This is a genomic window from Rhodopirellula sp. UBA1907, from assembly GCF_002337565.1.
GTDB classification, from domain to species: Bacteria; Planctomycetota; Planctomycetia; order Pirellulales; family Pirellulaceae; genus Rhodopirellula; species Rhodopirellula europaea.
Genome location: NZ_DDGH01000094.1, coordinates 116,269 through 130,928, shown reverse-complemented (window position 1 = coordinate 130,928; position 14,660 = coordinate 116,269). Strand labels below are relative to the sequence as shown.

The 14,660-nt window shown below is 55.9% G+C and carries 9 protein-coding genes; 5 read left to right on the top strand and 4 right to left on the bottom strand.

The annotated features are described in order from the left end of the window. On the bottom strand, positions 1-871 hold an 871-nt coding region (locus tag B2R17_RS22105; protein ID WP_349677002.1), incomplete at its 3' end, for a serine/threonine-protein kinase. Between the two features lie 219 nt (positions 872-1,090). Further along, positions 1,091-1,921 carry a tRNA pseudouridine(38-40) synthase TruA gene (gene truA / locus B2R17_RS22100; RefSeq protein WP_286765702.1) on the bottom strand — a complete coding sequence of 277 codons (831 nt, stop codon included), beginning with the start codon at positions 1,919-1,921 and terminating at the stop codon, positions 1,091-1,093. A 27-nt stretch (positions 1,922-1,948) separates the two neighbouring features. Here truA and B2R17_RS22095 point away from each other — a divergent pair, with 27 nt between their 5' ends. Beyond that, on the top strand, positions 1,949-2,407 hold the full coding sequence (locus B2R17_RS22095; protein ID WP_286765701.1) for a hypothetical protein: 459 nt from the start codon (positions 1,949-1,951) through the stop codon (positions 2,405-2,407). 80 nt (positions 2,408-2,487) lie between these two features. Here the strand turns inward: B2R17_RS22095 and B2R17_RS22090 are convergent, their stop codons facing one another. Both B2R17_RS22090 and B2R17_RS22085 read right to left on the bottom strand, forming a co-directional pair. After that, the gene (locus B2R17_RS22090; protein WP_414707392.1) at positions 2,488-3,840 is read right to left on the bottom strand and encodes a vitamin K epoxide reductase family protein; all 1,353 of its coding nucleotides are present in this window, start codon (positions 3,838-3,840) and stop codon (positions 2,488-2,490) included. Between the two features lie 435 nt (positions 3,841-4,275). Continuing rightward, on the bottom strand, positions 4,276-5,040 hold the full coding sequence (locus B2R17_RS22085) for an AraC family transcriptional regulator (RefSeq protein ID WP_286765699.1): 765 nt from the start codon (positions 5,038-5,040) through the stop codon (positions 4,276-4,278). A 214-nt stretch (positions 5,041-5,254) separates the two neighbouring features. On the opposite strand from B2R17_RS22085, the gene B2R17_RS22080 reads away from it, so the two are divergent. The 4 genes from B2R17_RS22080 to B2R17_RS22065 are packed head-to-tail and all read left to right on the top strand — an operon-like array spanning position 5,255 to position 14,592. Further along, positions 5,255-8,590: a PSD1 and planctomycete cytochrome C domain-containing protein gene (locus tag B2R17_RS22080; protein ID WP_286765698.1), complete on the top strand. Its 3,336-nt coding sequence runs from the start codon at positions 5,255-5,257 to the stop codon at positions 8,588-8,590. Between the two features lie 60 nt (positions 8,591-8,650). Beyond that, a complete protein-coding gene (locus B2R17_RS22075) occupies positions 8,651-10,084 on the top strand; it encodes a DUF1501 domain-containing protein (RefSeq protein ID WP_286765697.1) in 1,434 nt (477 codons plus the stop codon). 15 nt (positions 10,085-10,099) lie between these two features. Beyond that, the gene (locus B2R17_RS22070; RefSeq protein WP_286765696.1) at positions 10,100-13,069 is read left to right on the top strand and encodes a PSD1 and planctomycete cytochrome C domain-containing protein; all 2,970 of its coding nucleotides are present in this window, start codon (positions 10,100-10,102) and stop codon (positions 13,067-13,069) included. After that, a complete protein-coding gene (locus B2R17_RS22065) occupies positions 13,066-14,592 on the top strand; it encodes a DUF1501 domain-containing protein (protein WP_286765695.1) in 1,527 nt (508 codons plus the stop codon). Before B2R17_RS22070 ends, B2R17_RS22065 begins: the two co-directional genes overlap by 4 nt. Positions 14,593-14,660 lie beyond the last annotated feature (68 nt).

Genomic DNA, 14,660 nt, shown 5'->3' with positions numbered 1-14,660 from the left:
GCAGTTTGCGAACGTCGGGGATGGGTGCGGTTTGATGTTTGGCCAACCGCTGTGCGACGGTGTCGCCCTTGTACGGGGGGCGACCCGTCAGCAAAAAGAACAACGTGCATCCGAGCGAATAGATGTCCGCTCTCGCATCGACGCTGTGACTGTTGAGGGCCTGTTCCGGTGCGACGAAGTCGGCGGTTCCCGTCAACCGACGTTTACTGGTATCGCCCGATCCTTCCGACCATCCGATGCGAGCCAGTCCCATGTCGCTGACCTTCACCACACCGTCGGACCGCAACATCAGGTTGGACGGTTTGATGTCGCGGTGAATGATTCCGCGTTCGTGAGCGTGAGCCAATCCGCCGGTGGCTTGATACATCGCATCGATGGCGGCGGCGATGGACATCACACCATCGCGAGCGACGACCTGATGCAGGTCAATCCCGTCGATGTACTCCATCACGATATAGAGTTTGCCGTTGGACTGATTGAAGTCGTAGGCGCGAACGATGTTTGGATGATCAAGTTGTGCCGACGCTCGAGCCTCTTCTTGAAAACGCTGGATTCGGCGTTCATCGCGGCTGGCATTCGAGTTCAAAATCTTGAGCGCCATCTGACGCTTCATGACGTTGTGTTCACCCAGGTAAACCATCCCCATGCCGCCTTTGCCGAGCGGACGAAGCAGTTTGTAGGCCCCCAGAAAGAAGCCTTTGCTCTTCCCGGCGAGCAGCTTGCTGGCCTGCCACCGCGTCAACAAACCTGCGTTCTGCATCCCATCGGACAAACGCTGCGGGGTGAACCGGGTGTCGTCGGTCATCAAAGAAGCGACGACCGTTTTGATCTCGTCCAATGTCACCACACCGGCAGCGATGGATCGCCGCACGAGTGCACGGGACTCTTCATCTAGGATGGGCGCAGAGGCGGGAGGGCTCTCGGCAGACATAAAGACATCGCATCAATGAGAGGTGAACCGGTTGTGTCAGTTTACCAATCGACACCCGGTTTTGCGAAGGAACACTCTCTCTCGTTTCGACCGTAAATCCCGCGGTTTATCGCCAATGACGATGAAGTTTTGATGAACATTGTTTGGATTGAGCGCCGGTCATTCGGCCACGTCGGGTTCTTCCAACTGAAACACTTCGTCGGGGTAGTCGACCCGGCAAAGGAACAACCCCTGTGGTGGCGCGGTCGGGCCGGCCAATTTCCGGTCGACGCTGGCCAAAACATCATCGATCCATTCGAGCGGCCTTTTCCCGCGACCAACCTCCAACATCGTGCCGATGAGATTGCGGACCATGTTGTAAAGGAAACCTTCTCCATCGATTTCAAAGCACCAGTGCTCGCCCTCCAGTTCCGCTCCGGTTGGTCCGGTGGCGACGCGAGGGATCCAGCGAGCCGAGTGGATGGTTCGGACAGTGGACGGTCGTTCGGCGCCGGTTCCTTGGAACGCTTTGAAGTCATGACGTCCGACAAATTTGGCCGCCGCTGATTGCATCGCCGAGTGATCGATCGGACCACCAACTCGATTGACGAATCGATTGGCAAATGGATCGCGACTGCCACCCACTTGAACCAAATACTGATACTGCTTCCCCGTGGCATCGGCGATCGGATGAAATCGCTCGCGAGTCTCACGGACGGCTTTGACACGAATGTCGTTGGGCAGCTTGCTATTGATTGCTCGTTGAAACGCGACTGTGTCGGCTTTCCAAACCGGCAAGACACAACGAGCGACTTGACCAATCGCATGAACTCCCGCGTCGGTGCGACCACTGCCCAGCACACGCACCGGGCGACCGGCCAACGGTCGGATGACGCGTTCCAATTCGGACTGGATCGACCGCTGTTCAGGTTGGACTTGCCAGCCACAATATTCGGTGCCGTCGTAAGCGACCGTCAGGTGAAACGTGCGAGGGCGATCGTTGGCTTGCAATTCAATTCTCTTTGGAACCGGTTCTCAATGACTCACCGCATTCGATTGCGACGCCCCTGGACCCGCGAAATGTTTTGCGATGGCCAGTCGGTGCATCAAGCAGAACGCGTCGACGTTCCGGACGCTTCGGGTGCATCCGAGATCCCGACGGGCGGCGATGTGCCCGGCCAGGCAACACGGTCGGAGTATCATGCCATCTATCGTCGGCATTTCAATTGCCCGACCGGATTGGAAGCGAAGGATCGGCTATCAATCGAGATGGCGCCGGCACCGGATCAGCGTTTCGTGGTGCGATTGAATGATCAAGAGATCGGCTCGAGCGACAGCCTGGGTCTCGAAGAAGAAGGCCGCGAAGCAATCCTGTTGCCAGTCCCGAATTCGCTCGAGGGACAGAACCTTATCGAGATCGAGCTGCGATCCGAGGTGGCATCCAATCTCCCGCGTTGCGTCGCGGAAGTCGCCCTGCGAATCGACGCCGCGGGCTGAAAAGTCGCATAAGCTTCCCAGCCTGTCTTTGCACTAGGTAACTTCGGTTCCTTTAACGGCTGGAAGCCTACCACGTCTTCTTACAGGTGTTGTTCGATCAACCGGATCATCGATTGAGACGACTCGACCGCACCGACGGTGGTTGTCTTTGGAAACAGCAACTTAGGAATCGTTCCAGCACCAGCACGCTGGTAAAGCTGAACATGCTTTTGAATGTACTCGGTCGGAGTCGAGCCGCTCAGCGTTGATTTCAGCTTTGCTTCGTCAACCATCTTTGACGCGTGAGACAACGCCTGCGAATAGTTTGGCTTGGACTCAAACATATACGAATGGAAGTCAGCAAACTTCTCTCGGTCAACCATCCAAACGGCGACGGCCAACTTCGCCAAATCGCAAGCTTCGCGATGTGACGCGTGAGTGCTCTTGATCTCAGGATTGCATTGTCCATCCAACGGGACGGGCAACATGATGACGGCCAATCGGTCACCGAAGTGTTCTTCGGCGGCCTTGAGTGATTCGTGAGTTCGTTGGCAATGCGGGCAGGTGTAATCGAACATTTCGACAAACACCATCTCTGCGTCCGGCTTTCCAACGAGAGGCCAGTCCTTGGTCGTCAGTCGAACACCGCCCAAAATTTCCGCGGTCTTGGGAGCGTCCGTCGCAGCATCCACCTCTGCCGAAAGCAACGTCACTGGGTTCACGATTGCCATCGCGAAACGAGCAGGATCGAAACTGGTGATTTGGTTGATCACTCGAGTTGCTTCGTTGTTGATGCTGACCGACTCCGGTGGAGCGAACAGGCCATCGATCGCTTCGCCTTCTGCTGACGCGTCGCCCGACGGTGCTTCGAAAACGCCGGGGGCAGCGAATGTCTCGGAACTTTCTCCTGCGCCCGGGGCGCTGAAGGTCGCCGGTTCTGCGCTGTGTTCGATTACTTCAAATGTCGGTGGTGGTTCCGTGGCGACTTGCAACGTGATCAACACTGCCAAGCCTGCTGCGGCGGCGGTACCGATGTAGCGAAGCGATGGAGCGTGAATCGGACGGCTATACAGATACGTGCCAGCCAGCACTAAACCGGCGATGTGAGCGACCATGCAGTAGGGACAAAGGTGACCCAAGGCGAATACTTGAAGTCCAAGGAACCATAACGCGGCACCACCCGCGGTCAGCGCTGCAACGCCCAAGGCACCCGAGCGCACACGTCTCCAAGTCAAGCTGATCGGACGAAACAGAAGCAACGCGATGACGGACAAGTGAGTCAGAATCGCTGGGACACTGACGGGGACGGTCGCAACTTTGGACCAACGACTGTGCAGCACATGCCCGCAATCAAACACGCTGCCGCCGGAGCATCCGGCGACCGGCGATGACGTGAACGAAGAGTACGCCAGGTAGCTGCTTGTTCCCAAAGCGATGACGCTGCAGGCCAACATTGTCCACCACGCAGTCACTCGAATGCGGGGCACCGACCCGCTCGTCGGCATCCTCCAACGGAGGGACGATTGTGGGTAGCGGTTGACCGAGGAGTGCAAATCGACAGTGGCCATGGTGGATCCAAAGAAAAGTCTGGTGGGGGAATCTTGTTGCGGTGGATCACCGGAATTGCAGGTTGTGTGCCAATGCGAGACGCCAACTTTCGAAATCACGCGAATCCGCGGAATTGCCCAGATTGCGTCGCCGTTGGGGGCTGCGACGACCATTGACCGACCAATTTGAAAGCAAATGAACCATCCCGCATTGCTCTTGGGAGGTCGGTTTCAGGTCGAATCGATTCCGCCTGCGATGGCTGTTGTCAAAAGTGTCGCATTTCTTGCTCGCCACCGTCTCAATTTGGGAGGGTTTGGCAGGCTAGGCGGATTCGTCAGCGTTCAGCCGAGCGGGCTGTAGGTGCGACGGTATTCGGTCGGAGTGATCCCGGTCGATGCTTTGAATTGCCGGGTCAAATGGCTCTGGTCGTAAAACCCGGTGGAGGCGGCGATGTTGCCGATCGCTTCTTGGGTCGACTCGAGCAAGTGTCGGGCGACGCCGACACGGACCTCGCGGATGTAATGGTTCGGCGTGATCCCAAACAACCGAATGAATTCGCGGTGGAGCTGGCTTGGCGACAGGTTGGCTTCCCGTGCCAAGTCCGCGACCGCGATTTGATCGCCATAGTTTTGCGTCACAAATTGAACCACGTTGAGCAGCCGCAGATGACCGCTTTCTGGGGCCTCCGAGTCATGGTAAGGCCGCTTCACGCCGGCCAATGCAATGACCTCGCCGGCTTCGTTGAGCAACGGAATTTTATTGCAGGAATAAATTTGAGGGACGCCGCGACTGTCTGGGACCAACCAGATTTGGTCCGTCAACGTCTCGCCTGAGGCGACCACGCGACGATCTTCCTCGATGTACTGAGTCGCCGTCGCCGGAGGAAAGAAGTCGAAATCGGTTTTGCCAATGATCGACGATTCATCCTCCACGCCGACAACGCGGCAGACCACGCGATTTGCCCGTAGATATCGCCCGTCAGCCGCTTTGACGTACATGTAGACCTGCGGCAAAAAGTCGAACAGCTCCAAACAGGCCATCGGATTGGCGATGCTGTCGAATGCGTCGGTTCGCCAACGGTCGATATCGGGATTTGCTGCTGCCATGCGAGGATTTTACAAATCAATGCAACGAATCGGCAAGACACGCTCTCCTCTATTGACAATAATGAAAGGCAGAGATCGGCGCCTTCGAATGCGTCTATTCCGAACGAACCGTCATTATCCGCCATTGCGAGGGTGCTCCCGATCAGGCGAGCGACCCCGCAAAGCGACCATCCTTCCGTCGCTGGCCTCTTTCCCACCCGGTCACGCAGATTGCATGAGTGAAGTCATCGTCCATGATCTACGAAGTTTGAACGATTCACCGGTTGGCTCCATCGAGCAAACGGGTTCGTCTGAGGCAACCGGCCTGTCCCGATCACATCCGCGCCCGGCAGCCAAACCTTCGCGACACTTTGGCAAACCGTTCTGCGCCGTCCTTCTCGTGTCGCTTGGTTGGATTTTCTCCTCGCTCGTCAGCACGAACGCTTTGCAAGCGGATGACGTTTCCTTCTCACGTGATGTCTTGCCGGTTTTGTCGGACCGTTGCTTTCATTGCCACGGGCCTGACGAAGGGAACCGGGAGGCGGACTTGCGGTTGGATGTGGAGTCAGCCGCGAAGGAAGATCGCGGAGGATACGCCGCGGTTCAGCCTGGCGATCTAGAAAGCAGCGAGATCTGGTCGCGGATTATTTCCGACGACGAAGACATGTTGATGCCTCCGCCGGATTCGCATCGCAAGCCGTTGACCGAGAAAGAACGCGAAGCGATTCGAAAGTGGATTGCTGACGGAGCACCCTGGGGCAAGCACTGGTCCTTTGAAAAGCTGACTCGCCCCGAAGTTCCCGAGTCCGCCGAGGAGGCAACCAATCCAAATCCGATCGACGCGTTTGTCGCAGAGAAACTTGCCGACAACGACTTGTCGCTGAGCCAACCTGCCGATCCGATCACGCAACTTCGTCGGCTTTCGTTTGACTTGACCGGGATGTCGCCGACGCCCGACCAGATTGCTCTGTTGAAAGACGCCACTGACGAGACCCGAGAAGAAGTCTGGAAGGACCTCATCGAGGAATGTCTCGAATCACCGCATCATGCCGAACGCATGGCCATGTGGTGGCTCGATGCCGCACGGTATTCCGATTCGGATGGTTTCCAGCAAGACGGCACTCGCGAAAATTGGCCTTGGCGTGACTGGGTGATCGATCAATTCGCAAACAATCGACCGTTCGACGAGTTCACGATCGAACAGTTCGCAGGCGATTTGTTGCCGGACGCGACGGCGGAACAAAAACTGGCGACATGTTTCCACCGCAACCACATGACAAATGGCGAAGGCGGACGCGATCCCGAAGAATCACGCATCGACTATGTCATCGACCGAGTCAACACGACCGGAACGGTTTGGTTAGGGCTGACGCTTGGTTGCGTGCAGTGTCACACCCACAAATTTGATCCGATCACGCATCACGATTACTACTCGTTGTCGGCATTCTTCAACAGCATTGATGAAGACGGCAATGCCGGTATGAGAGCCAAGCCCTATCTTGAATTCGAATCGCCAAAGGTCGATCCTCAAGCCGAAGAATTCGAAACGTTTGTTGCGGAGTGTGAAAAGGCCGAAGACGCCGAAAAAGTGCGGGCCGTCGAACGCTTTGAAACATGGCTGGCCGAGTTCCAAAGCGACCCGCCGTCAGAACATTCTGTGTGGCACACGCCTTCGCCAAAGTTGAACAGCAGCGAAGGAACCGAGTTTACCGTCGAGGACGATCGCATCGTTCAAACGCACGGGCCCACACCGGTACAAGATGACTACCGCGTGGTCATGCAAATTCCCGATGACATGCCACGGGTTACCGGGGTTCGCATCGAAGTCTTCCCACACGAGTCACATGTTGACGGACGTTTTTCGCGGGATGGAAACGGCGAGTTCGCGCTGACCAGCGTTCTGGCGATGGGCCGGCGAGAAGGCAGTCCTTCGGAAAGCCAGTTGGAGTTTGTTCGCGCGAAGGCGGATTTCGAATCGGACGAAGAGCGTAAGACGGAGTGGGACAAACGCTATGCGAAAATCAGCAAGACGCTGAACGATGACGCGCGAGATGGTTGGACAACCGAAGGTGCGGAAGAGATCGAGCCTCACGTCGGTGTGTATGAGCTTTCCGAACCATGGGATGTGCAGCCCGGCGATCGGTTTGTCGTTTTGATGCGGCAACGTTCCACTCACGGCCATGCAAACATCGGACGATTCCGGGTCTCGTTGTGCTCGGAGTTTGGTGAAACGGTTCGCCGCGTGGACGGTGGCTCGCCGATGGCAGAGTTGGTTCAACGGTTGAATGAACCCAATGCCGAAGAAAGCAAGCCTGCCGACGAAGAAGCAGTCGACAAGCCAGGTGCCAAGCAAATTGGTGATGAACTACGCAAACGTTTGCTCGAACAGTTCTTGATCGCCGATCTGGATTACCAAGCTGCCAATGAGCGTTTGAAACGAGCTCAAAAGCAACTCGCCGATCTGAAGAAGCAAGCCAAACCTCGCAAGGTGATGGTGTTGAGCGAACGAGAAGAACCTCGCGAAACACATGTGTTGCTGCGTGGCGTCTGGGATGCGAAAGGCGATGTGGTCGAGCCAGCTGTTTTGCCAAGCGTTTTGGATTGGCCAGCCGAAGAGACTCGCACGCGTTTGGATTTGGCCAATTGGATCGTTGATCCGGAGAACCCACTGACCGCTCGCGTGATCGCCAATCACATGTGGCAATTGATGTTTGGTGCCGGTTTGGTTCGAACGCCGGGCGACTTTGGATTGCAAGGTGAACTGCCAACGCATCCAAAGCTGCTCGATTGGTTGGCGGTGGAGTTGATTGAAAACGATTGGGATCTACGCCATTTGCTCAGGCTGATCGCAAATAGCAAAACGTATCGCCAAAGCAGTGTCATTTCGCCTGAACTATTGGAACTCGACCCTGAAAACCGTTTGCTCGCACGAGCACCCCGTTTCCGTTTGCCAGCCTGGATGATTCGCGACAATGCGTTGCGAGTATCGGGATTGCTCGATCCAACCGTTGGCGGTCCGCCCGTGTATCCGTATCAACCGCCGGGTGTGTGGGCGGAGATCACGATGGGACGATTTGACTATCAACCCAGCCTCGGGTCGCGGCAGTACCGGCGGACGATCTACGCGTTTTGGCGTCGCAGCAGTGCACCGACCTTCTTGTTCGATAGTGCTCAACGTCGCGTTTGCGAAGTCGGTGTGCGACGCACGAACACGCCACTGCATGCACTGACGTTGATGAACGACGCGACAATGTTGGAAGCCTCCCGAGCATTCGCGGATTCGATCGTGAATCAATCGGAATCGCCTGATGAAGCCGCTTGGAAAGATCACGCCAATCATCTCTCCAATCAAGTTTTGTCTCGTCCGCTTAGCGACGAAGAACTCGCGGCTTTGCAAAACGTTTGGACGCGAACGCGTGACTACTACGGCGATCACATCGACGAGGCGACTGAGTTTTGCACCGTCGGCCAGATGGAATCGCCTGCTTCCGACGAAGCTGCGGAAACCGCGGCTTGGATGACGATCGCGAGTTTGATTCTGAACCTGGACGAAGCCATGACGCGTGAATGAGCGTCACCATTCAATTTGCCGCACAGACTTAAAGACGCCGCCTTACAATTCAAAGATCTCATGTCTCATCAAGAAACCCAACTGCAGCTCGGTCGGCGTAGCTTCCTGTCGCAAGCCGGCTTCAACTTTGGCGCCCTCGCCGCGGGAGCGATGCTGGGCGATGAATTGGCCGCCAGCGAGCTGAAGTCCAGCCTGCCGCATTTTGCTCCCAAAGCCAAACGCGTGATCTTCTTGACCCAGTCCGGAGGTCCGTCACAGATTGAGTTGTTTGATCACAAACCGGAACTTCCCAAACTGGCTGGTACGGAACTGCCCGACAGTGTCCGTCAGGGGCAGCGGCTGACCGGTATGACCAAAAATCAAAAGCAATTGATTTTGCCTGCGATCACCAAATTCAACCGTCACGGCGAATGCGGACGATTGGTCGGCGAGTGGTTGCCGCACATCGGTTCGATTTCCGACGATCTGTGCTTTGTGAAATCAATGGTCACCGATGAGATCAATCATGCACCCGCGATGACGAAATTCTTGACCGGGCATCAGCTTCCCGGCCGACCCAGCTTTGGTGCTTGGGCGAGCTACGGTTTGGGCAGCATGAATAGCAATTTGCCAGATTACGTTGTGCTGATTTCAAAAATGAAAAGGCCCAGTGATCAGCCTCTTTACGATCATTATTGGGGCAGCGGCTTCCTTCCGTCCAAACATCAGGGCGTCAAGCTGCGTAGTGCTAAAGATCCGGTTTTGTATTTGAACGATCCCAATGGTTTTCCACGGGAATTGCGTCGCGAAATGCTGGACGGGTTGGCGGGCATGAACCGTCTGCACCACACGGAAACTTTGGATCCCGAAATCGAGACCCGCATCGCTCAGTATGAGATGGCGTTTCGGATGCAAACCAGCATTCCGGATCTGACCGATTTGAGTGACGAGTCCGACGAAACATTTGAAATGTACGGACCCGATTCACGTCGGCCCGGCAGTTACGCCGCCAACTGCATTTTGGCTCGCCGTTTGGCCGAGCGTGATGTGCGGTTCATTCAACTGTTTCATCCCGATTGGGATCACCATTCGCGGCTGAGTTCCTGGTGCGTTTCGCGATGCGTTGACACCGACCAACCCAGTGCCGCGTTAGTCAAAGATTTGAAGCAACGTGGTTTGCTCGACGACACGTTGATCATTTGGGGGGGAGAGTTTGGACGCGGAGTCGCTGGGCAAGGCAAATGGGATTCACCGGAAGCCGGCCGCGATCACCACCCTCGCTGCTTCACGATTTGGATGGCCGGGGCCGGTATCAAGCCCGGAACGTCGTACGGCCAAACGGACGACTTCAGTTACAACGTCGTTGAAAATCCGGTTCACGTACGTGACTTGCACGCCACAGCATTGCACGTGTTGGGAATCGACCACGAGCGATTCACTCATCGCTACCAAGGACTCGATTTCAAACTGACCGGGGTGGAACCATCCAAGGTCGTTGACGACATCTTGGCATAACTTTCGCAGCTTCACATGGATGATTTTCGTTTGACTGTTTTTCCTTCTTACCGTTCCTTCGATGCTTTCATGATTCCTTGGATCAAAACAATTGGCTTGCTCTGCGTGCTGAGTGGTTTCGGCGCGGTCGCTCAAGGTGAGGAGGGCGAACGTTCAGGTCAGGGCGAAGCTCACGGCAGTGCTGAAACGCTGCCGGAGACGATCGATTTCAACGAACACATTCGTCCGATCTTCAACTCGCACTGCGTGGCGTGCCACGGCGGAGTGAAGCAGGCCGGTGATCTTTCGTTCGTCTATCGTGACAAGGTTCTGCCTCCCGATGGTTGGGTGGTTGAACCAGGAGAGCCTGATGATTCGATCGTGATGGAACGAATCACGACTGATGACGAATCGGTGGTGATGCCTCCCGCCGAACACGGTCCGCCGCTTCCCGAACACGAGGTGCAACTGATCCGGCGTTGGATCGAACAGGGTGCGAAATGGGGTGAGCACTGGGCGTACGAGAAACCTCAACGGCCGTCAGTTCCTGACGTCGCCAACGTGGATTGGTGTCTCCAAGCGACAGACCGTTTTATCTTGGCAAAGTTGGAAGAAGAGGGCATCGCACCCGCCGAGGATGAGGTCCCGACGCGTTGGTTGCGTCGAGTGTCATTGGACTTGATCGGTTTGCCACCCACGCCAGCCGAAGTGGCAGCGTTTGAATCGGCAATCGAAACGCAGCAAGAGCATGCCTACGAAGAGGCCGTCGACCGGTTGTTGAATCGTCCCGAGTTTGGCGAGCGTTGGGCCAGCGTTTGGTTGGACCAAATCCGCTACGCCGATTCAAAAGGTCTCGGACTCGATGCTCCTCGAAAGGCCTGGAAATTTCGCGACTGGGTAATCGATGCGTTCAATCGAGACATGCCATACGACGAATTCACGGTTCGTCAAATCGCGGGCGACTTGCTGCCAAATCCCACTATCGAAGACTACATCGCGACCGCCGCTCAACGACTCACGCAATCCAACGAAGAAGGCGGGACCGATGACGAAGAGTTCCGAATTGAAGCGATTCTCGATCGCGTCAACACGACCTGGCAGGTTTGGCAGGGAGTCACGTTTGGATGCGTGCAGTGTCACAGCCATCCGTACGATCCGTTCGAGCACGACGAGTACTACAAATTCGCGGCGTTCTTCAACAACACCGCTGACTCGGATCTGGATGAAGATTGGCCGGTGCTGAAGGTACCGGTTGATTCGGCTCACTACGACCAAGCCGCCAAGCTTGATTCGCAGATTCGTCCGTTGCAACGGAACATTTGGTCTCAGGAATACGAACTGCTCTCCGATGAGACTCGTTGGAAGCCGTTGACCGATTTGGAGGCCTCGACCAATAAGGCGACCAAGGTCGATGTTGAAACGGTCGGTGATCACGATGAATTTCACACCGTCGGAACGGTTGCTCGAAACACTGACATCACGCTTCGGTCGCCGCTGCCAGATTCGGTCGACTCGCTAACCGCGATTCGCTTCACCGGTATGCCTTTGGACCCCGAAAAGGCCATCTCCGATTCGGAATGGGGCTTCGTGCTTTCGCATGTGGACGCCAAGCTGATTCCTGCCGATGGCGGTGAACCGACACCGATCGAATTTGCCGACGTGATTTCCGACGAGCCTGATCCGTTTTATGATCCCAACGGCAGTCTCAACGGGAAATCGAACCATGGATTCGCCGCGTACACTCGCATTCACTATCCACGCTCCGCAGCGTTCTTGCTTAAAGAGCCTTTGGACGTCAGCGAGGGATCGCAGATCGAATTCACTATCAAACACCGCGTCTACATGTTGTCCGCGTTCTCCTTGGTCACTCGTCGAGGGCATTTGGCGGTGTCGAGCGATCTGGAGTTCCAGGGTTTGTTGAACGATGAGTCGTTGCAGGCTCAACGAAAAGAACTGGCCGAACTGAAGTCTCGACGCAACAAAATCGAAAGCACAACGGTGCCGATTTTGGCCGAACGGGAGTCGCATTTGGCTCGCCCCAGCCACGTTTTCATTCGCGGTTTGTTTTTGACGAAGGACAAGCAGGTTCAACCGGACACGCCTCAATCGTTTCCGCCTTTGTCAGCCGGCGATCAACCTCCACGTTTGGCTCTCGCACGTTGGTTGGTCAGCGATGAAAACCCGCTGACCGCCCGAGTTGCCGTGAACCGGGTTTGGGCTCAGCTCTTTGGAATTGGTTTGGTCGCAACGGAAGAAGACTTTGGTTCTTCCGGCGAAGCACCATCGCATCCGGAGTTGCTCGATGATTTGGCTTTGCGTTTCAAAGACACTCACCAATGGAAGTTTAAACCTCTGATTCGCGAATTGGTGCTCTCGCGGACATATCGACAATCCAGCGTTGTTCGAGATGACCTGAAAGATGTCGATCCGGCCAATCGTTTGTTTGCACGTGGTCCTCGACACCGTTTGGATGCCGAGACCGTTCGCGATCAAGCTCTCGCGATTTCTGGATTGCTGAGTGACGAGATGCACGGGCCGCCGGTTCACCCACCGATTCCCGATGGCGTTTGGACTCCGTTCGCGGCCTGGGACAAATGGAATACCGCGAAAGTCGATGATGGTGAACGTTATCGGCGTTCGCTTTACACCTACACCAAACGCAGTATCCCATTCCCCATGTTCGCGGCCTTTGATGCTCCTTCGCGAGAATTCTGCACGCCTCGTAGGTTGCGGTCAAACACTCCGGTCCAAGCCCTGATGACGCTCAACGACCAAACATTCGCGGAGTGCGCCAGTGCTTTCGCTGCTCACATGAGAACGTTGGCCGACGAGCCGTCGGAACAGATCCGGTTGGGCTTTGTGCGTGCAACCTGCCGAGAACCTTCCACCGACGAGCTGGATGAATTGGTGGGATTGCATCAACAACTCGGCGAACTGGAGACCGGTGATCCCTTGTCGATGGTTGCCAATGTGCTTTTGAACCTCGATGAGGTCTTGATGAAATGATTGACTTTCAAACCATGCATTCAATGAAAAACGCTTCGCGAAATTCACTTGCGTCCGAGCTGTACGCCAACTCGTTGCAACATTCCACGCGCCGACACTTTCTGCGTGACTCCACGTTGGGGCTTGGTGCGATTTGGATGGCGATGCAGCAGAACCAGGCGTCGGCGCGGAACGTGGTGGTGCCTCAGCATTCGCCAACGAACCCGCTCAGCCCGATCGATCCGCCGCTGCCTGCGAAAGTCAAACGGGTCATCTTCTTGCACATGATCGGGGCTCCCAGCCAACTGGAGTTGTTCGATTACAAGCCGGAATTGAAACGGTTGGATGGCAAAGATTGCCCGCAATCATTCTTGGAAGGCAAGCGTTTCGCTTTCATCCAAGGCACGCCCAAAATGCTGGGGCCGCAGTACCCGTTTGAGCAACACGGTGACTCGGGGGCGTGGGTATCCGATCGGATGCCACACTTGGCGAAACAGGTCGATGAAATCTGTTTCATCAAATCGATGCAGACGGATCAGTTCAACCATGGACCCGCTCAACTGATGGTCCACACCGGCCAAACTCGGATGGGCAACCCATCCATCGGATCTTGGGTCACTTGGGGACTGGGCAGCGAGAACGAAGATCTTCCCGGCTACATGGTTTTGTTGTCGGGCGGCCGATTGCCCCGTGTGGGCAAGGCTTTGTGGAGTTCTGGTTTTCTGCCTTCGGTTTACCAAGGTGTCCAGTGTCGATCCAAAGGCGATCCGGTGTTGAACATTTCCGACCCGCAGGGCACGACTCGGGAAGCTCGGCGAGCGATGTTGGATTCGCTTAATCGGCTCAATCAAACTTCTCATGAGATGTTCGGCGATCCCGAAACCATCACTCGGATCGCCCAATATGAGATGGCGTTTCGGATGCAGTCGGCTGTGCCCGACGCGATGGATATTTCGAAGGAGCCGCAACACGTCCTGGACAGCTATGGTGCCGAGCCTGGTAAGGAATCGTTTGCCAACAATTGTTTGCTCGCCCGACGTTTGGCTCAGCAAGGTGTGCGATTCATTCAGCTCTACGATTGGGGCTGGGACTCCCACGGAGCCGGCAAAAACGAAGCATTGAACGAGGGCTTCAAAGACAAGTGCAAACAAGTCGACCAGCCCACCGCCGCGTTGCTTGCCGATTTGAAAGCCAACGGGATGCTGGAGGACACGCTCGTGATTTGGAGCGGCGAGTTTGGCCGCACACCGATGCGAGAGAATCGCGGCGGCACTGAAATGACCTTTGTGGGGCGAGACCACAGCCCGTCCGCGTTCACATTGTGGATGGCTGGTGGCGGTGTCAAAAAGGGAATGACGTACGGTGAATCAGACGAAGTGGGTTACACCGCGGCGGTCAATCCAGTCCACCTGCGTGACTTCCACGCGACGCTGTTGCACTTGCTCGGGTTTGACCATCAGAGCCTTGTTTATCCGTTCCAAGGTCTGGATCAAAAGCTAACCGGCGTCAAACCAGCCCAAGTGATCGATGGCATTCTCGCGTGACGAAGTGAGCCAGATTGATTGGGTAGGTGGCTGTTTTGGCGAGTCGTTCCCTTTTCGGCTATTTGAGA